Source organism: Streptomyces sp. NPDC037100 (assembly GCF_055606225.1).
Genome location: NZ_JBVJSX010000002.1, coordinates 13,012 through 36,786, shown reverse-complemented (window position 1 = coordinate 36,786; position 23,775 = coordinate 13,012). Strand labels below are relative to the sequence as shown.

At 70.6% G+C, this 23,775-nt stretch carries 21 protein-coding genes and 1 pseudogene; 13 read left to right on the top strand and 9 right to left on the bottom strand.

Annotation, left to right across the window (positions count from 1 at the left end; translation table 11 throughout):
* Positions 1–463: 463 nt before the first annotated feature.
* From ACZ7EG_RS05230 to ACZ7EG_RS05215, 4 genes are all read left to right on the top strand, one after another.
* Positions 464–1,096, top strand: coding sequence for a DUF6230 family protein (locus ACZ7EG_RS05230; protein WP_107455404.1), 633 nt, complete (start codon positions 464–466; stop codon positions 1,094–1,096).
* 118 nt (positions 1,097–1,214) lie between these two features.
* Positions 1,215–1,778 (top strand): DUF6114 domain-containing protein, encoded by a 564-nt coding sequence (locus ACZ7EG_RS05225; RefSeq protein ID WP_471072605.1) that lies wholly within the window; start codon positions 1,215–1,217, stop codon positions 1,776–1,778.
* Positions 1,768–3,180 carry a hypothetical protein gene (locus tag ACZ7EG_RS05220; RefSeq protein ID WP_471072602.1) on the top strand — a complete coding sequence of 471 codons (1,413 nt, stop codon included), beginning with the start codon at positions 1,768–1,770 and terminating at the stop codon, positions 3,178–3,180. The genes ACZ7EG_RS05225 and ACZ7EG_RS05220 overlap by 11 nt, the downstream gene beginning before the upstream one ends.
* Positions 3,181–3,304: 124 nt before the next feature.
* Positions 3,305–3,694 (top strand): hypothetical protein, encoded by a 390-nt coding sequence (locus tag ACZ7EG_RS05215; RefSeq protein ID WP_471072599.1) that lies wholly within the window; start codon positions 3,305–3,307, stop codon positions 3,692–3,694.
* A 100-nt stretch (positions 3,695–3,794) separates the two neighbouring features.
* On the opposite strand, the gene pyk is transcribed toward ACZ7EG_RS05215, so the two are convergent.
* The 3 genes from pyk to pta all read right to left on the bottom strand — a co-directional run bounded on the left by pyk (position 3,795) and on the right by pta (position 8,609).
* Positions 3,795–5,222 carry a pyruvate kinase gene (gene pyk / locus ACZ7EG_RS05210; RefSeq protein ID WP_471072596.1) on the bottom strand — a complete coding sequence of 476 codons (1,428 nt, stop codon included), beginning with the start codon at positions 5,220–5,222 and terminating at the stop codon, positions 3,795–3,797.
* A 73-nt stretch (positions 5,223–5,295) separates the two neighbouring features.
* Entirely contained in the window at positions 5,296–6,510 is a 1,215-nt protein-coding gene (locus tag ACZ7EG_RS05205; RefSeq protein WP_471072593.1) for an acetate kinase, read from the bottom strand.
* Positions 6,507–8,609, bottom strand: coding sequence for a phosphate acetyltransferase (pta, locus tag ACZ7EG_RS05200; protein WP_471072590.1), 2,103 nt, complete (start codon positions 8,607–8,609; stop codon positions 6,507–6,509). The genes ACZ7EG_RS05205 and pta overlap by 4 nt, the downstream gene beginning before the upstream one ends.
* Positions 8,610–8,828: 219 nt before the next feature.
* Here pta and ACZ7EG_RS05195 point away from each other — a divergent pair, with 219 nt between their 5' ends.
* Entirely contained in the window at positions 8,829–9,854 is a 1,026-nt protein-coding gene (locus tag ACZ7EG_RS05195; RefSeq protein ID WP_053670536.1) for an ATP-dependent 6-phosphofructokinase, read from the top strand.
* A 40-nt stretch (positions 9,855–9,894) separates the two neighbouring features.
* Here the strand turns inward: ACZ7EG_RS05195 and ACZ7EG_RS05190 are convergent, their stop codons facing one another.
* Positions 9,895–10,656: a helix-turn-helix domain-containing protein gene (locus ACZ7EG_RS05190; protein ID WP_471072587.1), complete on the bottom strand. Its 762-nt coding sequence runs from the start codon at positions 10,654–10,656 to the stop codon at positions 9,895–9,897.
* Positions 10,657–10,825: 169 nt separating this feature from the next.
* Here ACZ7EG_RS05190 and ACZ7EG_RS05185 point away from each other — a divergent pair, with 169 nt between their 5' ends.
* The 3 genes from ACZ7EG_RS05185 to ACZ7EG_RS05175 all read left to right on the top strand — a co-directional run bounded on the left by ACZ7EG_RS05185 (position 10,826) and on the right by ACZ7EG_RS05175 (position 14,218).
* Positions 10,826–11,284, top strand: coding sequence for a PPOX class F420-dependent oxidoreductase (locus ACZ7EG_RS05185; RefSeq protein WP_471072584.1), 459 nt, complete (start codon positions 10,826–10,828; stop codon positions 11,282–11,284).
* Positions 11,285–11,508: 224 nt separating this feature from the next.
* On the top strand, positions 11,509–12,846 hold the full coding sequence (locus ACZ7EG_RS05180) for a gluconate:H+ symporter (protein ID WP_471072581.1): 1,338 nt from the start codon (positions 11,509–11,511) through the stop codon (positions 12,844–12,846).
* Positions 12,847–12,871: 25 nt separating this feature from the next.
* Positions 12,872–14,218 (top strand): enolase C-terminal domain-like protein, encoded by a 1,347-nt coding sequence (locus ACZ7EG_RS05175; protein WP_471072578.1) that lies wholly within the window; start codon positions 12,872–12,874, stop codon positions 14,216–14,218.
* Between the two features lie 160 nt (positions 14,219–14,378).
* Here the strand turns inward: ACZ7EG_RS05175 and ACZ7EG_RS05170 are convergent, their stop codons facing one another.
* Together ACZ7EG_RS05170 and ACZ7EG_RS05165 are read right to left on the bottom strand one after the other, a co-directional pair.
* A complete protein-coding gene (locus ACZ7EG_RS05170) occupies positions 14,379–15,068 on the bottom strand; it encodes a response regulator (RefSeq protein ID WP_471072575.1) in 690 nt (229 codons plus the stop codon).
* Positions 15,065–16,729, bottom strand: coding sequence for an ATP-binding protein (locus ACZ7EG_RS05165; RefSeq protein ID WP_471072572.1), 1,665 nt, complete (start codon positions 16,727–16,729; stop codon positions 15,065–15,067). The genes ACZ7EG_RS05170 and ACZ7EG_RS05165 overlap by 4 nt, the downstream gene beginning before the upstream one ends.
* Before the next feature lie 178 nt (positions 16,730–16,907).
* On the opposite strand from ACZ7EG_RS05165, the gene ACZ7EG_RS05160 reads away from it, so the two are divergent.
* Positions 16,908–18,299 carry a cation:dicarboxylate symporter family transporter gene (locus ACZ7EG_RS05160; protein WP_471072570.1) on the top strand — a complete coding sequence of 464 codons (1,392 nt, stop codon included), beginning with the start codon at positions 16,908–16,910 and terminating at the stop codon, positions 18,297–18,299.
* Positions 18,300–18,378: 79 nt separating this feature from the next.
* Here the strand turns inward: ACZ7EG_RS05160 and ACZ7EG_RS05155 are convergent, their stop codons facing one another.
* Positions 18,379–18,993, bottom strand: coding sequence for a TetR/AcrR family transcriptional regulator (locus ACZ7EG_RS05155; RefSeq protein WP_471072567.1), 615 nt, complete (start codon positions 18,991–18,993; stop codon positions 18,379–18,381).
* Between the two features lie 110 nt (positions 18,994–19,103).
* Between ACZ7EG_RS05155 and ACZ7EG_RS05150 the strand changes: the two genes are divergently transcribed.
* Positions 19,104–20,786: a DHA2 family efflux MFS transporter permease subunit gene (locus ACZ7EG_RS05150; protein ID WP_471072563.1), complete on the top strand. Its 1,683-nt coding sequence runs from the start codon at positions 19,104–19,106 to the stop codon at positions 20,784–20,786.
* 61 nt (positions 20,787–20,847) lie between these two features.
* Here the strand turns inward: ACZ7EG_RS05150 and ACZ7EG_RS05145 are convergent, their stop codons facing one another.
* Complete coding sequence (locus ACZ7EG_RS05145; RefSeq protein WP_471072560.1) at positions 20,848–21,741, bottom strand: aldo/keto reductase; 894 nt, start codon at positions 21,739–21,741, stop codon at positions 20,848–20,850.
* A gap of 1 nt (position 21,742) precedes the next feature.
* On the bottom strand, positions 21,743–22,654 hold the full coding sequence (locus ACZ7EG_RS05140) for an NAD-dependent epimerase/dehydratase family protein (RefSeq protein ID WP_471072557.1): 912 nt from the start codon (positions 22,652–22,654) through the stop codon (positions 21,743–21,745).
* A 111-nt stretch (positions 22,655–22,765) separates the two neighbouring features.
* On the opposite strand from ACZ7EG_RS05140, the gene ACZ7EG_RS05135 reads away from it, so the two are divergent.
* The 3 genes and pseudogenes from ACZ7EG_RS05135 (at position 22,766) to ACZ7EG_RS05125 (ending at position 23,711) form a co-directional block, all read left to right on the top strand.
* Positions 22,766–23,209, top strand: a complete 444-nt coding sequence (locus ACZ7EG_RS05135; RefSeq protein WP_471072554.1) for an Lrp/AsnC family transcriptional regulator — start codon at positions 22,766–22,768, stop codon at positions 23,207–23,209.
* A gap of 76 nt (positions 23,210–23,285) precedes the next feature.
* Positions 23,286–23,505: pseudogene (locus tag ACZ7EG_RS05130) on the top strand (MerR family transcriptional regulator); the annotation flags it as partial.
* A complete protein-coding gene (locus tag ACZ7EG_RS05125; RefSeq protein WP_471072551.1) occupies positions 23,499–23,711 on the top strand; it encodes a hypothetical protein in 213 nt (70 codons plus the stop codon). The pseudogene ACZ7EG_RS05130 and the gene ACZ7EG_RS05125, both read left to right, overlap by 7 nt.
* The last annotated feature ends 64 nt before the right edge of the window (positions 23,712–23,775 follow it).

Genomic DNA, 23,775 nt, shown 5'->3' with positions numbered 1-23,775 from the left:
CTTTGTGCCGCCGCCCGGCACCACCCTCAGTCGTCGTCCGAGACCGATGGGTCGTTGTTCGGTTATCCGGCCGTTACTAGCGAGTAACGATCCCCCTTGTGCGGGCGGCGAGAATGCACCACGATCGGCCACGCTCGGTCCATTCCCGTACCCCGGCAGCCGGTTGGGTCGCGGGACAACCTGGGTCCCCACCGAGCAGAGCCGGCGGCAGTGGCGCCGGCTCTTGGACAGGGGGGTCTTCGCCCTTCCGGCGAAGCCTGTCCAGCAGGGTTGTGCGTGATGCGTGTCAGGCGCGACCAGTGGTTGTCGCTCGGGGGTGATCGCCGGTGATTCGGGCGCAGTTGCGCCGCCGAGTGCAGGCGCTCTCCTTCCCGAGGACGTAGCACTTCTCCCATCCCTGCCCGGCTGAGCCGCCAATCGGGGCGAGCCAGGACAGGAGATGTACGTCCGAGAAGGAGGAAATATGGAGTCCCAGGTGCGTGGCGGGACCAGATGGAAGCGGTTCGCTGTGGTCATGGTGCCCAGCGTCGCCGCCACGGCTGCGATAGGTGTCGCCCTCGCGCAGGGCGCTCTCGCCGCGTCGTTCAGTGTCTCCGGGCAGTCGTTCAAGGTTACGACCGACCAGCTCGTCGGCACGGGCTTCTCGCAGTACGGCGCCCTCGATGAGGGATACACGATGGACGGCAAGAAGGCCGTCCACCCGGTCGCCGTCTCGTCGTTCAAGCAGGCGACGATCAAGAACCTGTGCCAGTCGGTCGTCACCCCGAACATTCCGGTGCTCGGGAACGTCAGCCTGATCCTGCGTGCGGGACAGGGGGCGAAGCCGGTCGAGGCCCAGAACCTCTACATCGACGTCGCCGACCTGAGCGCCGACGCGACGTTCGAGAACATCGACATCGGTGTTGCCGCCAAGGACGCCAACAAGGGTCCGGCCATGCGGAAGGGCGAAACCGCCAATCCGTACGGCTTCGCCCAGCAGGCGGACAAGGCGACCCTGACCGACGTGAAGCAGACGGCGTGGGCGACCACTGCCGGAACCTTCAAGCTCAGCGGCCTGAAGATGTCGCTGTCGACGGGTGTCAAGGAGTGCTACTAAGCACTCGCTGACGGGCGGGGGAGCCGGTGGCGCCCCCGCCCGTCCACCTTCCGGCCGCGCCTTCACGCGGGGCCCACATCACCACCACAGCAACGCTGTACCAGGGAGCTGTTTTTCCATGAGCGCCGAGACTCCTGCCGCCACCGGCCAGTTCACCGTCCGGAGGCAGCAGTTCCGCGCCTGGCGGGGTGAGCGGCCGTTCTGGGCCGGGCTGTTCGTCCTCCTCAGTGGACTGCCCATCGCCTACTTCCCGTACGCGAACCTCCAGATCGGTCACCTGACGCTGGCGATGGCGACCACCGCGGGTGCCGGGTCCCTGATCATCGGCGTGCTGCTCGTCGTACTGGGCGTCAGCCTCTGGTTCCAGAAGCACGTCCGTGTCTTCGCGGGAGTCGCCGCGATTCTGCTGGCGCTGGTGTCCATCCCCGTGTCCAATCTCGGCGGCTTCCTCATCGGCTTCCTCCTCGCCCTCGTGGGCGGGGCGATGGCCGTGGCCTGGGCGCCGGGCGCACCCCCCGCGGGACAGCCCGCCGCCATGGCCAGCACGGGCATGGGCGGGGCTCCCGAGGCCAAGGCCCACGACACCACGGTGCTGCGGCCCGTGGACGGTGGGGACGAGCCGAACGATCTTTCAGGAACGAACCCGGCCAACGGGGCGAACGGGAGGCACAGTGCCGGCTGACGAGGTGACCCACGGGGCTGATGTGGAGGCGTCCCGTGTGAGAACCGGGCCGCGCCACGCGGCACCCAAGAAGCCGCTGTTCACCAGGTTCAACAGGCCGGCCGGCAAGGCGATAGCCATGGCGGCGATGCCGACGGCGGTGCTCATGGGCATGGGCTTCACGTCGACGCTCGCCATAGCCGACAGCGACACTCCGGCGGCGCCGACCTCCAAGAGCCTGACGGCCGACGAGTACAAGGACTGTGTGGCGGCCCTCGAGGACGCCGACAAGGCCGAGGACTCCAAGGGCGACGACTCCGCCTCGCCCACGCCGTCCCCCTCGGCGAGCGACGGTGCGACGGACGAGAAGGACGACCAGGGCGACACCGCCCCGAAGCCGTCCCCCTCGGGTGGTACGGAGGCGAACAACGGCGGTTCCTCTTCGTCGGATTCAGGTTCCGACGACGAGGCCGAGCCGAAGCCGAGCCCGTCCACGAGCGCGCCCGCCACGGGCGGTGACGACGCGGCGGCCACGCCGTCCCCCTCGCCTTCCGAGAGCGGCGGCAACGTGCTGGAGGACATCGGCGACGCGATCGGCGGCATCTTCAACGGCGGAAGCGGCGAAGACGGCGAAGACGGCGGGAACGGCGAGAACAAGGACGAGGAGAGCCCCAGCCCCACCCCGTCCGCCTCGGCGTCCCAGAGCACCGAGAAGCCCGCCGAGGACACCTCCGGTGCCGAGCAGGACGCGACCGACAAGGCCGCCGGTACGGTCGAGGACACCGTCAACGACACCACCGGCAAGGCGTCCGACACGGTGAAGGACACCGGCAGGACGGTGGAGGACACCACCAAGGCCGTCGAGGAGGCGGCCGAGGAAGCCGCGGAGAAGGCGAAGGAGGCCACCGCCTCGCCCAGCCCCTCCCCGAGCGCCACCACGGACGCCGACGACTGCCCGGCCGCCACCGACGCCGAGGGCGGCGTCGACAACAAGGTGCCGCTGCCCGACGACCCGTGGTTCCTCAACGCCAGTTCGCTGACGCTGAAGGGCGCCGACTACAAGGGCGTCGTCGAGGTGCGGACCGCCAACGGCACCGTCAAGAAGGTGCTGAAGTACGTCATCTCCGGCGGCACCGACATCGGCGACCTGCACCAGACCGTCAAGGACAAGCAGTCCGGCAAGACCTACCACGTGCAGGCGGCCAAGGGCTCGACGTCCACGATCCGCGACGGCGACACCGTGATGTACACCGAGAGCATCTCGGGCAACCTGCTCGGGCTGATACCGATCACGTTCGACCCGGAGCACCCGCCGCCGCTGAACATCCCGCTGATCTACTTCACCAACGTGAAGGTGCAGCAGGCCGGCCAGTTCGGCGGGACCCTGCACGTGCCGGGGCTGCACAACTTCGTCACCGACTGAGCGCCCCTCAGAGCCCTTCCGGGAGCCGCACACACCGAGGGCGCCCCCTGGGATCCAGGGGGCGCCCTCGGCGGCGTGTACGGGCCTTGACGGCTCTCTTGTGCTGCCTGGGAAGGAGAGACACTTGAGAACCCAGCTGAAACTGACCCGCGACGGCGACGTGTTCATTGCCCGGCTCACACCCCGTCAGGTGGCGGCGATGTACGAGGCGCTGAGCTATCTGAGCGAGCAGGACCGTGGTGACACGGAGCTGACCCTGTTGGTCGGCTCGGGTCGGGAGGCCGTCGACGCACTGGTGGAACGCCTGGCCGGACGGCACACGGAGTCACGCGACTTCCGCCTCACCATCGAGGAACTCCACATGGTGCACAGCGCGCTGACCGCCACGCCCACCCTGTTCCTCGAGCGCAGCGGCCTCTTCGCGGAGGAGCCGTTCAACATCCGCCTGGGCTTCTACCGGGAGAACTTCTACGCCCTGGCCCATGCCCTCCTTCAGGCGGTTGCCGAGGCGTGACACCCGACGGGAGCCACTGAGCGCATCAGGACGAGGGCGCCCCCTGGATCCCAGGGGGCGCCCTCGGTGGCGTGTACGGGCCTTGGCGGCCCTTCGCGGATCAGCCCTTGGCCTCGCCCAGGTGGTGGACCCGCACCATGTTGGTGGTGCCGGGCACGCCGGGGGGCGAACCGGCGGTGATGACCACGATGTCGCCGTCGTTGAAGCGGTTGAGCTTGACCAGCTCCTGCTCCACCAGGTCGACCATCTCGTCGGTGCTGTTCACGAACGGCACCACGTACGGCTCCACGCCCCAGCTCAGCGCCATCTGGTTGCGGGTGCCCTCGTCGGTGGTGAAGGCGATGATCGGCTGCTGCGCGCGGTAGCGGGACAGACGGCGGGCGGTGTCGCCGGACTGGGTGAAGGCCACCAGGCCCCGGCCGCCGAGGAAGTCGGCGATCTCGCAGGCGGCACGGGCCACCGAACCGCCCTGCGTGCGCGGCTTCTTGCCCGGGACGAGCGGCTGCAGGCCCTTGGAGAGCAGCTCCTGCTCTGCCGCGGCGACGATCTTCGACATCGTCTTGACCGTCTCGATCGGGTACGCGCCCACGCTCGACTCGGCGGACAGCATGACCGCGTCGGCGCCGTCCAGGATCGCGTTGGCCACGTCGGAGGCCTCGGCGCGGGTCGGACGGGAGTTGGTGATCATCGACTCCATCATCTGGGTCGCCACGATCACCGGCTTGGCGTTGCGGCGGCACAGCTCGATGAGCCGCTTCTGCACCATCGGAACCTTCTCGAGGGGGTACTCGACGGCGAGGTCACCGCGGGCGACCATCACGCCGTCGAACGCCATCACGACGTCCTCCATGTTCTGCACCGCCTGCGGCTTCTCCACCTTGGCGATGACGGGGACGCGGCGGCCCTCCTCGTCCATCACGCGGTGCACGTCGTGGACGTCCTTGGCGTCGCGGACGAAGGACAGCGCGACCAGGTCGCAGCCCATGCGGAGGGCGAACCGGAGGTCCTCGATGTCCTTCTCGGACAGGGCCGGCACGTTGACGGCCGCGCCGGGCAGGTTGATGCCCTTGTGGTCGGAGATGACGCCGCCCTCGATGACGATCGTCTTCACCCGGTGCCCGTGGACCTCGGTGACCTTCAGTTCGACGTTGCCGTCGTTGATGAGGATCTGGTCGCCGTGGGAGACGTCGCCCGGCAGGCCCTTGTAGGTCGTTCCGCAGATCGTCTTGTCGCCCGGGACGTCCTCGGTGGTGATGGTGAACTCGTCACCGCGCACCAGCTCGACGGGACCCTCGGCGAAGGTCTCCAGACGGATCTTCGGGCCCTGGAGGTCGGCGAGGACACCGACGGCCCGGCCGGTCTCCTTGGCGGCGGCCCGGACCCGGTCGTACCGGCCCTGGTGCTCGGCGTGCGAGCCGTGGCTGAAGTTGAAGCGGGCCACGTTCATGCCGGCTTCGATCAGCGCGACAAGCTGATCGTGGGAGTCGACCGCGGGGCCGAGAGTACAGACGATTTTCGAACGGCGCATGGGGCGATCCTAACGGTTTGTTTCGCAACGGAATATTCCGTCTGGCGGAAAATACAAAAGGGCGGGATGCCGCTCAGGTGTGATTCCCCGAATCGTTTACCAGCGCGTAGGTCTGCGTCGCGATCTCCAATTCCTCGTCAGTAGGTACCACCGCCACCGCGACCCGGGCGCCGTCCGGCGAGATCAGCCGCGCCTCGTCGCCGCGCACCGCGTTCCGCTCGCCGTCCACCGCCAGGCCCAGTTCCTCCAGGCCCGCCAGGGCGGCCTCCCGTACGGGCGCCGCGTTCTCGCCGACGCCGGCGGTGAAGGCGACCGCGTCCACCCGCCCGAGTACGGCGTAATAGGCGCCGATGTACTTCTTCAGGCGGTGAATGTAGATGTCGAACGCCAGCGCCGCCTGCTCGTCGCCCTCGTCGACGCGACGGCGGATCTCCCGCATGTCGTTGTCGCCGCACAGGCCGATCAGACCGCTCTTCTTGTTGAGAAGAGTGTCGATCTCGTCGGCGGACATTCCACCAACACGCATCAAATGGAAGATGACGGCCGGGTCCATGTCTCCGGAGCGCGTACCCATCACGAGCCCCTCCAAAGGCGTCAGACCCATGGAGGTGTCCACGCAGCGTCCGCCCCGCACGGCCGAGGCGGACGCCCCGTTGCCCAGGTGCAGCACGATCACGTTCGTCTGTGCGGGGTCCTTGCCCAGCAGCTCGGCGGTGGCCCGGGAGACGTAGGCGTGCGAGGTGCCGTGGAAGCCGTAACGGCGGATGCGGTGCTCGTCGGCCGTCTTCACGTCGATCGCGTAGCGGGCCGCCGACTCCGGCATCGTCGTGTGGAACGCGGTGTCGAAGACCGCGACCTGCGGCAGGTCGGGCCGCAGCGCCTGTGCCGTGCGGATCCCGGTGAGGTTGGCCGGGTTGTGCAGCGGCGCCACCGGGATGAGCCGTTCGATCTCGGCGAGCACGGCGTCGTCGACGACGGTCGGTTCGGTGAAGGACTTCCCGCCGTGCACCACCCGGTGGCCGATCGCGGCCAGTTCGGGCGAGTCCAGGCCCAGACCGTCCTTCCCGAGCTCCTCGGCCACGGCCTTCAGGGCGGCGTCGTGGTCGGCGATCGCCCCGCCGTGCTCCCGGCTCTCCCCGCCGGCCGGAGTGTGCTTCAGCCGGGACGTCTGCTCGCCGATGCGCTCGACCAGGCCCACCGCCAGCCGGCTGCTGTCGCGCATGTCGAGCAGCTGGTACTTCACCGACGAGGAGCCGGAGTTGAGGACGAGGACACGGGTGGGGCTCACTGGGCGGTCGCCTTCTCGCTCGGGGACGGGGCGGGGGACTGGGCCTGGATCGCCGTGATGGCGACCGTGTTGACGATGTCCTGGACGAGGGCGCCCCGGGACAGGTCGTTGACCGGCTTGCGCAGACCCTGGAGCACCGGGCCGACGGCGATCGCGCCGGCCGAGCGCTGTACGGCCTTGTAGGTGTTGTTGCCGGTGTTCAGGTCGGGGAAGATCAGCACGCTCGCCTGCCCGGCGACCTCGGAGCCGGGCAGCTTGGTCGCCGCGACCGTCGGCTCCACGGCGGCGTCGTACTGGATCGGGCCCTCGATCTTCAGGTCGGGGCGGCGCGAGCGGACCAGCTCGGTGGCCTCGCGCACCTTGTCGACGTCGGCGCCCGAGCCGGAGGTGCCGGTGGAGTACGACAGCATCGCGATCCGCGGCTCCACGCCGAACTGCTCGGCCGTGGTCGCCGACTGGATGGCGATGTCGGCGAGCTGCTCGGCGTTCGGGTCCGGGTTGACCGCGCAGTCGCCGTAGACGAGGACCTTGTCGGCCAGGCACATGAAGAACACCGACGAGACGATGTCCGCGTCCGGCTTGGTCTTGATGATCTCGAAGGCCGGGCGGATGGTCGCGGCGGTGGAGTGCACCGAGCCCGACACCATGCCGTCGGCGAGGCCCTCCTGGACCATCAGCGTGCCGAAGTAGTTCACGTCGGAGACGACGTCGTAGGCCAGCTCCACGGTGACGCCCCGATGGGCGCGCAGGGCCGCGTACTGCTCGGCGAAGGTGTCCCGCAGCTCGGAGGTCGCCGGGTCGATCAGCCGGGACTCGCCGAGGTCGATGCCGAGGTCGGCGGCCTTCTTGCGGATCTGGTCGACCGGGCCGAGCAGGGTCAGCTCGCACACGCCACGGCGCAGCAGCACCTCGGCGGCGTGCAGCACCCGCTCCTCGGTGCCCTCGGGCATCACGACCCGGCGCAGGTCGGAGCGGGCCTGCTCCAGCAGCTTGTGCTCGAACATCATCGGCGTCACGCGGTCGCTGCTCGGCGCGGAGACCCGGTGGGCGAGGTCGGCGGTGTCGGCGTACCGCTCGAACAGGCCGAGCGCCCGCTCCGCCTTGCGCGGGGTGGCCGCGTTGAGCTTGCCCTCCAGGGCGAACAGCTGCTCGGCGGTGGGGAAGCTGGTGCCGGCCACCGACAGCACCGGGGTGCCGGGCGCGAGGCGGTCGGCGAGGGTGAGGATGTCGTCGCCGGGGACCTCGTCCAGGGTGAGCAGCACGCCCGCTATCGGCGGGGTGCCGGCGCTGTGCGCGGCGAGCGCGCCGACGACCAGGTCGGCGCGGTCGCCCGGGGTGACGACCAGGCAGCCCGGGGTCAGGGCGCCCAGGAAGTTCGGCAGCATCGCACCGCCGAAGACGAAGCCGAGCACGTCCCGCGCGAGCCCGGAGTCGTCGCCGAGCACCACCTTGGCGCCCAGGGCGTGGCCGATCTGCGAGACGGTCGGTGCGGACAGCGCGGGCTCGTCGGGCAGCACGTAACAGGGCACGGGCAGCCGGGAGTCGAGCCGGCCGGCGATCTCGTCACGGTCCTCGCGGGCCACCCGGTTGGTGACCATGGCCAGCACGTCGCAGCCCAGGGTGTCGTAGGCGCGGTAGGCGTTGCGGGTCTCGGCGAGCACGGACTCCAGGGTCTGCTTACGGCCGCCGACGACCGGGATCACGGACGCGCCGAACTCGTTCGCCAGCCGGGCGTTGAGCGACAGCTCGTCGGGGAGCTGGGTGCCGGCGTAGTCGGTGCCGAGGACCAGGACGACGTCGTAGTCGCGGGCGACCAGGTGGAAGCGGTCGACGAGGGTGGACACCAGCTCGTCCGTGCCGGCCTCGGCCTGGAGGGCGGACGCCTCGTGGTAGTCCATGCCGTAGACGGTCGCCGGGTCCTGCGTGAGCCGGTAGCGGGCGCGCAGCAGCTCGAAGAGGCGGTCGGGCCCGTCGTGGACCAGGGGACGGAAGACGCCCACCCGGTCGATCTGCCGGGTGAGGAGCTCCATGACCCCCAGTTCGACGACCTGGCGTCCGTCGCCGCGGTCGATGCCGGTCACGTACACGCTGCGGGTCACGCGCGCTCTCCGTTTCGTCTCGAGTGGGGGGAGGCCTCACACCCACGGCTTTCCAGCCACGGGCACAAAAATCGCCCACCGAGGTGAGCAGAACCATCTTGACAATACCTCCGCCGCTGGATAAGGCGCCCGTCAGGCCGGGGTGCCGCAGTGGTCGTGGAGCGTGAAACAATCGGGAGTGGCTCACCGGTGTCAACAGCGAGCAGGAGACACAGCACGATGCGTATCGGAGTTCTCACCGCAGGCGGCGACTGCCCCGGCCTGAACGCCGTGATCCGGTCGGTCGTGCACCGGGCGGTCGACAACTACGGCGACGAGGTCATCGGCTTCGAGGACGGGTACGCGGGCCTGCTCGACGGCCGCTACCGCTCCCTCGACCTGGAGTCCGTCAGCGGCATCCTCGCCCGCGGCGGCACCATCCTCGGCTCGTCGCGCCTGGAGCGCGACCGGCTCCGGGAGGCCTGTGAGAACGCCTCCGACATGATCCACCAGTTCGGCATCGACGCGCTGATCCCGATCGGCGGTGAGGGCACGCTGACGGCCGCGCGCATGCTCAGCGACGCCGGCCTGCCTGTCGTGGGCGTCCCGAAGACGATCGACAACGACATCTCCTCCACGGACCGCACCTTCGGCTTCGACACCGCGGTGGGCGTCGCGACCGAGGCGATGGACCGGCTGAAGACCACCGCCGAGTCCCACCAGCGGGTGATGGTGGTGGAGGTCATGGGCCGGCACGCCGGCTGGATCGCCCTGGAGTCCGGCATGGCGGCCGGTGCGCACGGGATCTGCCTTCCGGAGCGGCCGTTCGACCCGGCCGACCTCGTGAAGATGGTCGAGGAGCGCTTCTCCCGGGGCAAGAAGTTCGCGGTGGTCTGCGTCGCCGAGGGCGCCCACCCCGCCGAGGGCTCCATGGACTACAACAAGGGCGCCATAGACAAGTTCGGCCACGAGCGTTTCCAGGGCATCGGCACCGCCCTCGCGCACGAGCTGGAGCGGCGGCTCGGCAAGGAGGCCAAGCCGGTCATCCTCGGCCACGTCCAGCGCGGTGGTGTGCCGACCGCCTACGACCGGGTGCTCGCCACGCGGTTCGGCTGGCACGCGGTGGAGGCGGCGCACCAGGGCCGGTTCGGCCGGATGACCGCCCTGCGCGGGACGGACATCGTGATGGTCCCGCTCGCCGAGGCCGTGACGGAGCTGAAGACGGTGCCGAAGGACCGGATGGACGAGGCCGAGTCGGTCTTCTAGCAGCCGGTTCCGGGGCGCAGGTCCTCCGGCGGTCGTTCCCCTAGCCGGCCTCCGGGCCGGTGTGTTCCTGGAACTTCGTCCAGAAGTGCTCCACGATCCGGTCGAGGAAGTATCGGCCGGCGTCGCCCGCGTCACCGCTGCCGCCGCCCCAGCTCAGGGTGGTGGCCATGTGGCTCTGGTAGTCCTCGTGCAGGCCCTGGAGGGCGCGCTCCAGGAACCGCCGGTCCAGGGGCACGAGTTTGGCCACCGGGCGGACGTAGGCCTGCCAGCGGGTGGTCGCGGCGCTGCGCAGCAGGTCGCCCAGTCTGGCGTCGCGGCCCGTGACGGTCACGAAGTCGGGCAGCCCGAGTCCGAGCAGATCGGAGAGGGCGGCGGCCTGGCGTTCCGTGCCGCGCCAGCCGTCGGTCTCCTCCATGCGCAGATACGCGTGTACGTCGTGCCCCACGGCCCGGGCCACGTCCTCCGGGGCGAGGCAGCGGGCGATGCGGTGTTCGCGCAAGGTGCGCGGTCTGCCGATCAGTTCGGCGGGCGAGCACCACAGCACGCCCGCGAGCGCGGTGAGTTCGGAGTCGGTCGGGGCGGCGGCCCCGCGTTCCCAGGCCATCACGTGGTCCGGGGTGATGTGGGGATGTCCGTACGAGACACGCATGCCGTGGGCGACGTGTTCGGGTGCCATGCCGAGGGCCGCGCGCAGCCGGCGGGCTGCGGGGGCGTTGAACGGCCGGGTGGTGGGGGTGGTCTGCGTCGGCGGAGAGGGAGACGGGCGGTTCGGTCGGGCTGAAGGTCGGCGCACGGCCCACAAGCTAGGGCGGCCGGCAGAGGCTGACTACGGTGGGTTCGGCCAGGATCACGGATTGTAGGAAGCTACGGCTACCGGCGGGTTCGACCGGGGGCTGAAGATCGCCTGTCGGCGAGGGCGCGGGCGCGGCGAGGATGTCGCCGGACCCGACGATCACGGGTCCGGAAAGGCAGTGACTCACGTGAACGGCAAGCTCAACGGGCATATTCGCGAGCGTCTTCTCGCGCCGAACTTCTGGCATCTCGCGACGGTGGGGGCGGACGGCGCGCCCCAGGTGTCGCCCATGTGGGCGGACATCGAAGGGGAGTACGTCATGGTCAACACCTCGGTGGGGCGGGTGAAGGAGGAGAACCTGCGGCGCAATCCGTACGTTTCGCTGTCGCACCACGACCCCGAGAACCCTTACGACCGGGCGGAGATCCGGGGCAGGGTCGTCCGGTTCGTGGAGGGTGAGGAGGCGGAGCGGGCGATGGACCGGCTGGCGCGGAAGTACCTCGGTGAGGACCGGTATCCGTGGCTGCTGCCGGGTGAGCGCCGGGTGATGCTGCTGATCGAGCCGACGCGGGTGCGGAGGCTGGACGGTGTCGAGCCGTTCCGGGCGGGCGTGCTGCCGGAGGGGACGGCGGGCTGAATCACCCCTCGAGGGCAGTGGGTGACCGGAGCGCCCGGCGAGCAGGTATCGCCGGGCGCTCCGGTGTGCGGTGGATCCGTCGAGTCGTGATCGTCCGACCCATTGACCCCGCCCGTTCACCCACTTAGCCTCCATCTTCATACGTGGACACCATCTGCATACAGAGATGGACCGCGTAGGGATGCCTCACCAGGGATGGGACACCGGTTCAAAGGGGAACTGCCTTGCCTCTGCTCGTCGTCGGGCTCAGCGTCGTGATCCTGCTCCTGCTCATGACCAGGCTGAGACTGAACGGCTTCGCGGCCCTGCTGCTCGTGGCGGTGGGAGTGGCGCTGGTGCAGGGCATCCCGGTGGCGACCATCCCGGACGTCCTCTCCGAGGGCATCGGGGACCAGATCGGCGACACCATGCTGACCATCGGGCTCGGCGCCATGGTCGGCCGCGTGATGGGGGACTCGGGCGCCGCCCAGCGCATCGCCGGCCGTCTCCTCGACGCCTTCGGTCCGCGCTGGGTCCAGGTGGCCATGGTGGTCACGGCCATGCTGATCGGCGTGACCATGTTCTACGAGGTCGCGTTCATCATCATCGTGCCCATCGCGTTCACCCTGGTCAGGGTCACCGGGGCGAAGCTGCTGTGGGTCGGCCTGCCGATGTCCATCGCCCTGTCCACCATGCACAGTTTCCTGCCGCCGCACCCCGGGCCCACCGCCGTCGCCGCGGCCTTCCACGCCTCCGCCGGACTGACCCTGTTCTACGGTCTGTTCATCGCCGTCCCCGTCGGCGTGCTCGTCGCCCTCACCTGGCCCCGGCTTCCGTTCGTCGCGCGGCTGACGCCGTCCATCCCCGAGGGCCTGGTCAGCGACCGGGAGTTCAGCGACGAGGAGATGCCCGGGCTCGCCTGGTCGTTGTGCGTGGCGCTGTTCCCCGTGGTGCTGATCGTGGCCGCCGCGGTGACCGAGATGGCCGCGTCGGGGGAGAGCCCCCTGCTGCACGTCGTCGCGTTCATCGGGTCGGCGCCGATCGCGCTGCTGCTGACGCTGTGCCTGGCCGTGTGGGCGTTCGGGCCGCGCATCGGGCGCACCCTGAGCGACGTCGGGGCGTCCTGTGCGTCGGCGGCCCAGGCGATGGCGATGATCCTGCTGGTGATCGGCGCGGGCGGTGCGTTCAAGAACGTCCTCGTCGAGGGCGGGATCTCCGACTACATCAAGGACACCACAAACGGCTGGTCCGTCTCCCCGATCGTCCTCGCCTGGCTCGTCGCCGTCATCCTGCGCATCGCGCTCGGCTCGGCCACGGTCGCCGTCGTCACGGCCGCCGGGGTGGCCCTGCCGCTGCTCGCGGGCAGCGGCATCCACCCGGAGGTGATGGTGCTGGCCGTCGCCTGCGGCTCCGTCGCGTTCTCGCATGTGAACGACCCGGGGTTCTGGCTGTTCAAGGAGTACTTCAACCTGTCGGTCGTCGAGGCGATCAAGGTCCGCACGTCCTACACGACGGTGCTCGCCGTGCTCGGGCTGGGCGGGGTGCTCGTGGTCGAGTGGGTGCTCGACGTTCTGAGTCCGTGAACCGGCTTTTCGTGAAAGGCAATCCATGAGCACAGGGAGCACCGGCCGGCAGCCGGTCGTCAGGTCGTTCGCCGTCCACCCCGTCGCCGGCCGGGACAGCATGGAGCTGAACCTCTCCGGCGCGCACGGGCCGTACTTCACCCGCAACGTCGTCGTGCTCACCGACTCCGAGGGGCGGACCGGGCTGGGGGAGGTGCCCGGCGGCGAGAAGATCACGCGGACGCTGCGGGACGCTGAGTCCCTCGTCGTCGGGGCGAAGGTGGGCGACTACAAGCGGGTGCTGCGCGAGATCGGTGAGCGGTTCGCCGACCGGGACGCGGGCGGTCGGGGTGCGCAGACGTTCGACCTGCGGACCACGGTGCACACGGTCACCGCCGTCGAGTCGGCGCTGCTCGACCTGCTGGGGCAGCACCTCGACGTGCCGGTGGCGGCGCTGCTGGGGGACGGGCAGCAGCGGGACGCGGTGCGGGTGCTGGGCTATCTGTTCTACGTGGGCGACCCGGACCGGACCGATCTGGAGTACGTGCGCGAGCCCGGCTCCCCGGTGGAGTGGTACCGGGTGCGGCACGAGGAGGCGCTGTCGGCGGAGGCGATCGTGCGGCAGGCCGAGGCGGCGTACGACCTGTACGGGTTCCGGGACTTCAAGCTCAAGGGGGGTGTACGCGAGGGGAGCGAGGAGGTCGCGGCGATGCAGGCGCTGAAGCGGCGCTTTCCCGAGGCCCGGGTCACTCTCGACCCGAACGGGGCGTGGTCGCTGCGGGAGGCCGTCGAGTTGTGCCGGCCGCTGGTGGGGACGCTCGCCTACGCCGAGGATCCGTGCGGGGCGGAGGGCGGTTACTCGGGGCGGGAGGTGCTCGCGGAGTTCCGGCGGGCCACGGGGCTGCCCACCGCGACGAACATGATCGCCACGGACTGGCGACAGCTGGCCCACGCCCTGGCTCTTCAGTCGGTGTCCATCCCGCTGGCCGATCCGCACTTCTGGACGATGCAGGGATCGGTGCGGGTGGCGCAGTTGTGCCAGGCGATGGGGCTGACGTGGGGGTGCCACTCCAACAACCACTTCGACATCTCGCTGGCGATGGTGACCCACTGCGGGGCGGCGGCGCCGGGGGAGTACAACGCGCTCGACACGCACTGGATCTGGCAGGAGGGGCTGGAGCGGCTGACCGTCCGGCCGCCGCGGATCGTGGGCGGGGAGATCGCCGTGCCTGCCGGTCCGGGGCTCGGCGTGGAGCTGGACATGGACCGGCTGCTGGCGGCGCACGAGCTGTACCGGGAGAAGGCACTGGGTGCGCGGGACGATGCGGCGGGCATGCAGTACCTGGTCCCGGGCTGGCGGTTCGACCCGAAGCGGCCGTGTCTGGTGCGGTAGTCGCCCCGGACGGCGGCGCCGAGCGGGCGGCTCCCGAGGCGGAAGGGCGCGAGCAGACATGGCGTCCCCCCCCGGCTCTCGAGGGGCAACAGCGGTCATGGTCACGACTCCCCGACCCCGTTCAGCCCTTGATCGCCCCGGATCCGTGACCGACGAGCCGTCACTGGCCCGTGATCCAGCGGTACTGAAGCTCCGGGCGCCCCACCGTGCCGTACTGCGGGCGGCGGGCCGCGCGGCCCGCGTCGACCAGATGCTCCAGGTAACGGCGGGCCGTGATGCGGGAGATGCCCACCGTCTCCGCGACTCCGGCGGCCGTCAGGCCCTCCGCGCTGTCGCGCAGGGCCACCGTCACCCGCTCCAGCGTCGGCGCGCTCAACCCCTTGGGCAGCGCGGCCGGGCCCGGCGCGCGCAGGGCCGCGAGCGCCCGGTCCACCTCGTCCTGGCCGCTCGCCTCGCCGACCGCCGCGTGGAACTCGGCGTAGCGCACGAGGCGGTCACGCAGGGTCGCGAAGGTGAACGGCTTCAGGACGTACTGCACGACCCCGAGTGAGACGCCCTCGCGTACGACGGCCAGGTCACGGGCCGACGTCACCGCTATCACGTCCGCGTGATGGCCGGCCGCCCTGAGGGACCGGGCCAGGTGCAGTCCGTGCACGTCCGGCAGGTGCAGGTCGAGCAGGAGGAGGTCCACCGGGGTGCGCTCCAGGACCCGGCGTGCCTCCGCGCCCGTGTGCGCCTTGCCCACGGCCACGAACCCGGGCACCCGCCCGACGTACAGAACGTGCGCGTCGGCGGCGACCGGGTCGTCCTCCACCACCAGGACGCGGATGGCCTTCTCGCTGCTCGTCATGCGTCGCCTCCAGCGCCTCTGGCCACCCCGCCGGCCACGGCGTCCGCCGACGTCCCAGGCTCCCGCAGCGGCAGCCGTACCTCGAACTCCGCACCGCCCCCGTCGGCCTCGGCGACCGTCAGGGAGCCCTCGTGCCGCTGGGTCGCCTGACGGACGAGCGCCAGCCCGAGGCCCCGCCCGCCGGGACCCGCCGGTTTCGTCGAGAAGCCGCGCTGGAAGACCGCCTCGGCGTGCTCGGGATTCACGCCGGGGCCCGTGTCGGAGACCCGCAGCACCAGCTCCGGGGTGTCACCGGCGTTCCGCGTGTACGCCGCCACCGTCACCCGGGCCCGCGCACTGCCCTGCGCCGCGTCCACCGCGTTGTCGATCAGGTTGCCGAGGATGGTCACCAGATCCCGCGCCGGCAGGGACTCGGGCAGCAGACCGTCGTCCAGGCTGCTGTCCTGCGACACCATCAGCTCCACGCCCCGCTCGTTCGCCTGGGCCGTCTTGCCCAGCAGCAGCGCCGCCAGCACCGGCTCGCTCACCGCCGCCACGACCTGGTCGGTCAGTGCCTGTGCCAGCTCCAGCTCGGCGGTCGCGAACTCCACCGCTTCCTCCGCCCGGCCCAGCTCGATCAGCGAGACCACCGTGTGCAGCCGGTTCGCCGCCTCGTGCGCCTGCGAGCGCAGCGCCTGAGTGAAGCCCCGCTCGGAGTCCAACTCGCCCATCAGGGACTGGAGTTCGGTGACATCGCGCAGGGTGACGACGGTACCCCGCCGCTCGCCGCCCGACACCGGCGAGGTGTTGATCACCAGGACCCGGGACGCCGTGAGATGCACCTCGTCCACCCGCGGCTCCGACGCCAGCAGGGCGCCCGTCAGCGGGGCCGGCAGCCCCAGCTCCGCCACCGACCTGCCCACCACGTCCCCGGCCACGCCGAGCAACTCCCGACCTCCGTCGTTGATCAGCGCCACACGGTACTGGCCGTCCAGCATCAGCAGCCCCTCGCGCACCGCGTGCAGGGCGGCCTGATGGTAGTCGTGCATCCGGCTCAGCTCGGTCGCGTTCATGCCGTGGGTGTGGCGGCGCAGCCGGGCGTTGATGACGTACGTGCCGACCGCGCCCAGCACCAGCGCGCCGGCCGCGACGCCGAGCAGGGCCGTCAGCTGGTCCTGGACCCGCTGGGTGATCTGCTCGACCCGGATCCCCGCGCTGACCAGGCCCACGACCTCCCGGCCGTCCCGGATCGGGGTGACCGCGCGGACCGACGGGCCGAGCGTGCCGGTGTAGGTCTCGGTGAAGGTCTCGCCCTTCAGGGCCCGCTCGGTGTGCCCCCGGAAGGTCTGGCCGATCTGCCGGGGGTCGGGGTGCGTCCAGCGGATGCCCCGCGGATCCATGATCGTGATGAAGTCGACCTCGGTGTCCCGCATCACCTTCAGCGCGTACGGCTGGAGCTCGGCCGACGGGTCGGCCGTGCGGGTCGCCGCCAGCACGGACGGGGAGTCCGCGACGGACCGCGCCACCGCCCTGGCCTGGCGCGTCGCGGCCTCCTCGGCCTGGCTGCGGTCGCTGACGTAGGAGAACAGCGCGTATCCGGCCACGACGACCGCTATCAGGACGGCCTGCATGGCGAAGAGCTGGCCCGCCAGACTGCGGGGGCCGGGGACGGAGAGACGCATGCCGTCAGTCTGCCTCGTGGCTGATTGTGAACTATATGAACGGAAGGGTGACCGCGCTCACACAGCAGGACATAGTCACGGCATTCCCCATAACGCATCTCGGGAGTTCCCCGCTCCCTTTCCCCCGGACGTGAGCCGCACGCCGGTGATGCCGACGACGTCGTCAAGGAGGGCCGCCGTGACCAGCGCAGCCGATACGGCACCTGCCGCACCCAAGGCCAAGCGGGACCGCACGCACTATCTCTACATCGCGGTGATCATCGCGGTCGCCGCCGGTATCGCGGTGGGCCTGGCCGCACCCGACTTCGCTGTCGGGCTGAAGCCCATCGGCACGGGCTTCGTCGCCCTGATCAAGATGATGATCTCGCCGATCATCTTCTGCACGATCGTGCTGGGCATCGGCTCGGTACGGAAGGCCGCCAAGGTCGGTGCCGTCGGCGGTATCGCACTGAGCTACTTCATGGTGATGTCGCTGGTCGCGCTGGGCATCGGCCTGGTCGTCGGCAACATCCTGGAGCCGGGCACCGGCCTCGCGGTGACCGACGCGGTCAAGGACGCCGGTCACGCGCAGGTCGACGCCGAGGCCAAGGACACCACGGAGTTCCTGCTCGGGATCATCCCGACCACGATCGTCTCGGCCTTCACCAACGAGTCGGTCCTCCAGACCCTGCTGATCGCCCTGCTCGCCGGCTTCGCGCTGCAGGGCATGGGCTCGGCCGGCCAGCCCATCCTGCGCGGCATCGAGCACATCCAGCGGCTCGTCTTCCGCATCCTCGCCATGGTGATGTGGGCCGCCCCGATCGGTGCCTTCGGCGCCATCGCCGCCGTCACCGGCTCCGCCGGCCTGGACGCGCTCAAGAGCCTCGCCGTGCTGATGCTCGGCTTCTACGTCACCTGCTTCCTCTTCGTCTTCATCGTGCTCGGCATCCTGCTGCGCGTCGTCTCCGGCCTGAACATCCTCACGCTGTTCAAGTACCTGGGCCGTGAGTTCCTGCTGATCCTGTCCACCTCCTCCTCCGAGTCCGCGCTGCCGCGGCTCATCGCGAAGATGGAGCACCTGGGCGTCAGCAAGCCGGTGGTCGGCATCACCGTCCCGACCGGCTACTCCTTCAACCTCGACGGCACCATGATCTACATGACCATGGCCTCGCTGTTCATCGCCGACGCCCTGGGCACCCCGATGTCCATCGGCGAGCAGATCCCGCTGCTGCTCTTCCTGCTGGTCGCCTCCAAGGGCGCCGCCGGTGTCACCGGCGCCGGTCTCGCGACCCTGGCCGGCGGTCTGCAGTCGCACAAGCCGGCCCTGGTGGACGGCATCGGCCTCATCGTCGGCATCGACCGCTTCATGAGCGAGGCCCGCGCCCTGACCAACTTCGCCGGCAACGCCGTGGCCACCGTGCTGATCGGCACCTGGACGAAGGAGATCGACAAGGAGCGGGTGGGCCAGGTCCTCGCCGGCCGGCTGCCCTTCGACGAGAAGACGCTGCTCGACGACGGTCACGACGGCCCGGCCGACGACCACGCCGAGGTGCCCGAGCAGGGCGGCGAGAAGGAGCTGGCGAAGGCCTGACGGCCGCGCCGCCCCCGCAGAATCCGGGCGGCTGGGTGTTCCCCCGTCACTCAGCCGCCCGGTCCACACATCGAGAAGTTCACGCGTTCAGCTTCGCCACCAGCTCGGTGGCCTTCGAGGCGGGCACGCCCGCCGCGGTCAGTACGGTGACCGCGGCGCAGCGGCCCGCCTCTTGCGCTGCCAGCAGTCCGTCGTTCACGGCCTCCATCACGGCGAACAGCATCTGCTCGTGCACATACGCCAGGGCCGGAGCCGGCAGTGGTGAGCTGAAGACGTTCTCGTCCAGCCCTTGCTGCAGCAGCCCGATGCTCGCGTGCCGGACCGGGGCGAGCCGCTCCCGGATGCCCTGCATGGTGACCGTGCGCTGGGCGAGGGCGACCAGCAGCCGGTAGCGGTCGGCGATCTCCCACACCGCCAGCACCGAGCGTGCCACCGCCTCCGCCGGTTCCCGCACGTCCTCGCGGCCCGCCGCGTGCGCGGCCGACAGCGCCTCCACGGCCTCGTCGACGAGTGTGCTGATCAGCGCCTCGCGGCTCGGGAAGTGCCCGTACACCGTCCGCCGTACGACGCCCGCGGCGCGTGCGATCTGGTCCATCGACGCGTCGGGGTCGCGCAGCAGCTCGGCGAGGGCGACGTCGAGGATGCGTCGGCGGTTGGCGTCGGCGCGGCTGGTTCCCGTGGTCATGGACGTCATTGTGCCCCTTCCCTCATCGAGTTGCACAGCGCTGTGCAACGACATAGATTGCACAGCGTTGTGTAAATGCACACCCATGTGCAAACCCAGTCGGGAAGGCGACCCCTGCCATGCGACTCCTCATGAACCAACCGGCCGAGAGGACGGACCGCCCCTACGCACGCCGCTGGTGGGCGCTGCTGGTGCTCTGCCTCAGCCTGCTGATCATCGTGATGGCCAACACCGCCCTCACCGTCGCCGCGCCCGCCATGACCGAGGACCTCGGCCTGTCCAGCGCCGACCTGCAGTGGGTGATCGACGGCTACACCGTCCCGTACGCCGCGCTGATGCTGCTGCTCGGCGCGATCGGCGACAAGTACAGCCGCCGGGGCGCGCTCGTCCTCGGCCTGGTCGTGTTCGCGGGCGGCTCCGTCTTCGGCTACCTCGCCGACAGCTCCACGACGGTCATCGCCGCCCGGGCCGTGATGGGCGCGGGCGCGGCCATGATCATGCCCGCCACACTGTCCCTGCTCGCCGCGACCTTCCCCAGGGCCGAACGCGCCAAGGCCATCACCCTGTGGACCGCCACGGCCGGACTCGCCATCGCGGCCGGACCGCTGGTCGCCGGGGCGCTGCTGGAGGACCACGGCTGGTCGTCGACGTTCCTCATCAACGTCCCCGTCGCCGTCCTGGCCCTCGTCGGCGCCTTCGTCCTCGTACCGCCGTCCAAGGCCGCGGACCGCGGTCGCATCGACTACGGCGGCGGGCTGCTGTCGGTGGTGTGGATCGCCGCGCTGGTCTACATGATCATCGAGGGGCCGCACTTCGGCTGGGGCGTCAAGGCCGTCACCGCGGCGGTCGTCGCCGGAGCCGGGCTCGTCGCGTTCGTCCTGTGGGAGCTGCGCCACCCGCGCCCGCTGCTCGACGTCCGCCGCTTCACGAACCGCGGCTTCGCCGGCTCCAACCTCGCCGTAGCCCTGTTCTTCCTCGCGGTCTTCGGCGCCTTCTACTACCTGACCCAGCACCTCCAGTTCGTCCTCGGCTACGACGCCCTGGACACGGGCCTGCGCATGCTGCCGCTGGCGGGCGCCGTGTTCGCGGGGGCGGCCCTCACCGGCCTCCTCACCCCCCGGGTCGGCATGAAGTGGACCGTCACGGCCGGCATGGTCGGCGGCACGGCGGCCCTGGCACTGCTCACCCAGGTCGACTCCGCTGCGTCGTACGGCGACTTCGTCGCGCCGCTGATCGTCCTCGGTCTGTCGATCGGGCTCGCGCTCTCGCCCTGCACGGACGCGATCATGGGAGCCTTCCCGGAGTCGAAGCTGGGCGTCGGCGGTGCAGTGAACGACACGTCGCTGGAGCTCGGCGGTTCGCTGGGCATCGCCATCCTCGGCTCGCTGCTGGCGACCTCGTACTCCGGCCACCTCTCGGACGCGACGGCCGGCGGCAAGCTCCCCGCGTCCTCCCTCGCCACGGCCCAGGACTCCGTCGGGGCCGGGTACGCCGTCGCCCGGGGCATCGGCGACAAGGCCCGGCAGCTCGCCGAGCAGGCCGCGCACACGAGCGACCCCCGGCAGGCCGAGCGGCTCCGGGCGCAGGCCGAGCAACTCGGCGGCGGCGCCAAGCAGATGGCCGACGCCGTGGGGTCCGCGTTCTCCGACGCGGTCGCCCACACCAGCCTGATCGGGGCCGTGATCCTTGGGGTCGGCACGGTGGTGGTGGCGCTGCTGCTGCCCGGCAAGGAGAAGACGGCGGCCGAGTCCGCCGAGTCCGCCGAGGAGAACAGGGAACCGGTGTCCGCGGGGGCCCGCTAGCATCCGCTGCGAACGTGGCGTCGCCGCCCGCATGCGGGCGGCGACGCCTTCGCGACCGGCACTACGCCGGCCCGGCCGCCTCGTCCAGCCGGGCCCGTTCCTCCGGCGTCAGCAGCAGGTCCGCCGCGGCCGCCGAGTCCCTGATCGTCCGCGGCCGGCTGGCCCCCGGGATCGGGACGACCACCGGGGACCGGGCCAGCAGCCAGGCCAGGGCGACCTGCTGGGGACTGACACCGCGCTCCGCCGCCACCGCGTGGAACGCCGCGAAGCGCTGCTTTCCCTCCGTGCGCGACGGCCCGTCCAGGGAGCTGCGGGCCAGCCCGCCCAGCGGGCTCCACGGCAGGAACGCCAGCCCCAGTTCCGCACACAGCCGCAAGACCGGCTCGCTGTCCCGAACGGCGGGGGAGTACCGGTTCTGCACCGACACCAGCCGGTCGCCGAGGATCTCGCGGGCCTTGCGGATCTGGCCCGCGTCCGCGTTGGACACACCGGCCAGCCGGATCGTGCCCGCGTCGAGCAGCTCGCGCAGCGCGCCGACCGAGTCCTCGAAAGGTACCGCGGGGTCCGGCTTGTGTAGCTGGTAGAGGCCGATCGCCTCCACCCCGAGCCGCTTGCGCGACGCCTCGGCGGCAGCCTCGATGTGGCGGGGCGAGCCGTTCACCGTCCAGTCACCGCCGGCCGGCCGGCCGCGTCCGCCCTTCGTCGCCACCAGGACGCCGGAGGTGTCAGCGCCGTACGAGGCCAACGCCCGGGCCACCAGACGTTCGTTGTGCCCGGGCTCCGCGCCCGGCAGATGGTAGGAGTCGGCCGTGTCCAGGAGGGTCACGCCCGCGTCGAGCGCGGCGTGCACGGTGGCCAGGGCGCGCTCCTCGTCCGGCCGGCCCTCGATGGACAACGGCATCGCGCCGAGCCCGACCGCGCTCACCCGCAGTCCGCCAAGTGTTCTGTACCGCACGTCAGCCGCCCTTCCCGAGCGTCTCCGCGACGGCACGCGGCAGCCACTGCCGGGCCTCGCCGAAGGTGAAACCGAGCCGGGCGGCACGGCCGTTGTCCATGCCGTAGGAGCGCCGGAAGGAGAACGGCGAGACCTCCCCGACCTCCACGGGCCGGAACTCGGCGCGGCCCCCGGGGACATGAGCGGTCACCGCCACGCACAGTTCCCCGGTGCTCAGCGTCCCGGAGGAGGCCGCGTTCACCGGCCCGGTGAAGTCCTCGCCCGCCGCCCACGCCAGGAACCGGGCGATCTCCTCGACGTACACATAGGTGGCGGGCCGGTTCACCGCCGGCACGGCGATCGGCTCGCCGGTGCGTATCCGCTCGGCGTAGTGGGCCAGCCTGCCCGTGAAGTCGTCGTCCCCGCCCAGCACATGGGCGACCCGCACCACCGTGGACTCGAACTCCGTTCCGGCCGCCAGGACCGCCTCGGCCTGCCGCTTGCCCTCCCCGTAGTGGGTCTCGAGGAACGCGGGGTCGTCCCAGGGCAGATCGAGGTCGACGGTGACGGTGGACGGATCGACGGCCTCCTCCCGCACAAGGGCGGGGGAGTCCTCGTACTCGTACACCTCGACCGTCGACGTCATCACGTAGCGGCGGGTGCGTCCGGTGAAGACGCGGCGGGCGATCGCCGCCTGGCGCGGGGTGTAGCAGACCTGGTCGACGACGACGTCGAAGACGCGGGAGCCGAGCGCGCCGTTCAGCGACCGTTCGTCGTCCCGGTCGGCGCGCAGGTGCTCCACCCCGGCGGGCGGTGGGGAGGAGCCGCGGTTGAGCACGGTGACGCGGTGGCCTTCTGCGAGCAGCCGTGCGATCAGACGCTTTCCGACGTACCGGTTGCCGCCGATGACCAGGACGTTCAGAACCTTTTTCATGGCCATAATTCTCCTGGCGTACATCCACGCTCTGAAGGGGGAACCATGGGAGTTCAGGCCGCCGCGCCGAAAGAACCACGGCAGTTTCGGACCGCCGCCGACGAAACATCGGTGGCCTTCGATGCGCTGGACCGGCAGATCCTGCAGCTGCTCCAGACCGACGGCCGGATCAAGCTCAGCGAGCTGGGCCGCCGGGTCAGGCTGAGCCCCGCGGCCGTCACCGAGCGGGTGCGGCGACTGGAGGCCGCGGGCGTGATCAGCGGTTACGGCGCCCATGTCGTGCCGTCCCGGCTCGGCTACGGCATCCAGGCGTTCATCCGCGTCAACCCGCACGGCGGCTACAACCTGAAGCACCCCAGGACCCTGGAACTGATCGAGCGTCCCGAGATCACCGAGGTGCATCACGCGGTCGGGGAGGACTGCTGGATCCTCAAGGCCGCGGTGCGGGACACCGTCCACCTGGAGGAGGTCCTGGAGGCCGTCTCGGCGCTGGGCCGCACCACGACGTCGATCGTGCTGACCTCCCCGGTGGAGCGGAAACCGCTGTTGCCTTGACGCCGGGGTCAAGGATTACGTTCGACCGCATGCGAATCGGCGAGCCGGCCGCACGGGCCGGGACCACGACGCGGAGTTCGTGGAGTGCCTGCGCGCCGGGCATCCCGAGGGCGACTCGTGCCCGGCGTCGCTCGCGGTCTACCGGCGCGAGCTGGACGAACTCGACGCGCTGATCGGCCGGCCGACCGGCGTGCGGGACACCGTCGCGCGGCAGCTGGAGCGGGCCGAGCTGGCCGCCGAGGCGGAGGTTCCGGGGTCCGGAGCCCGCTTGCGAGCTGGGAGTGGACCCATGGTGACCGGCGTGATCGATGTGACGGACGCGGACTTCGAGGCGGAGGTGATCGTGGGGGCACGAGCCAAGCGGCGGCTGCTGGAGGAGCCGGCCGAGGTGGTCCAGGCGACCCGCCCGGTGAACAGGAAATCCCCCGAGCAATTGCGCTCGGGGGATTTCCTTGCGTATATTTGTCTGTTCGTGACTTCAAGTCGATTGAAGTCACAGTGAAGTTCAGTGAGCACAGTATATCCGGGCGGGAGCGGAATTGTCAAACACCGAATTTCCGGACGAT

Bases quoted from the DNA above. Each gene is read 5' to 3' on its own strand.
- ACZ7EG_RS05125 (WP_471072551.1), top strand. From the start codon at position 23,499: ATGGTGACCGGCGTGATCGATGTGACGGACGCGGACTTCGAGGCGGAG.
- ACZ7EG_RS05170 (WP_471072575.1), bottom strand. From the start codon at position 15,068: ATGACGAGCAGCGAGAAGGCCATCCGCGTCCTGGTGGTGGAGGACGAC.
- ACZ7EG_RS05195 (WP_053670536.1), top strand. From the start codon at position 8,829: ATGCGTATCGGAGTTCTCACCGCAGGCGGCGACTGCCCCGGCCTGAAC.
- ACZ7EG_RS05230 (WP_107455404.1), top strand. From the start codon at position 464: ATGGAGTCCCAGGTGCGTGGCGGGACCAGATGGAAGCGGTTCGCTGTG.
- pyk (WP_471072596.1), bottom strand. From the start codon at position 5,222: ATGCGCCGTTCGAAAATCGTCTGTACTCTCGGCCCCGCGGTCGACTCC.
- ACZ7EG_RS05175 (WP_471072578.1), top strand. From the start codon at position 12,872: ATGAGCACAGGGAGCACCGGCCGGCAGCCGGTCGTCAGGTCGTTCGCC.
- ACZ7EG_RS05165 (WP_471072572.1), bottom strand. From the start codon at position 16,729: ATGCGTCTCTCCGTCCCCGGCCCCCGCAGTCTGGCGGGCCAGCTCTTC.
- ACZ7EG_RS05150 (WP_471072563.1), top strand. From the start codon at position 19,104: ATGCGACTCCTCATGAACCAACCGGCCGAGAGGACGGACCGCCCCTAC.
- ACZ7EG_RS05225 (WP_471072605.1), top strand. From the start codon at position 1,215: ATGAGCGCCGAGACTCCTGCCGCCACCGGCCAGTTCACCGTCCGGAGG.
- ACZ7EG_RS05155 (WP_471072567.1), bottom strand. From the start codon at position 18,993: ATGACGTCCATGACCACGGGAACCAGCCGCGCCGACGCCAACCGCCGA.
- ACZ7EG_RS05140 (WP_471072557.1), bottom strand. From the start codon at position 22,654: ATGAAAAAGGTTCTGAACGTCCTGGTCATCGGCGGCAACCGGTACGTC.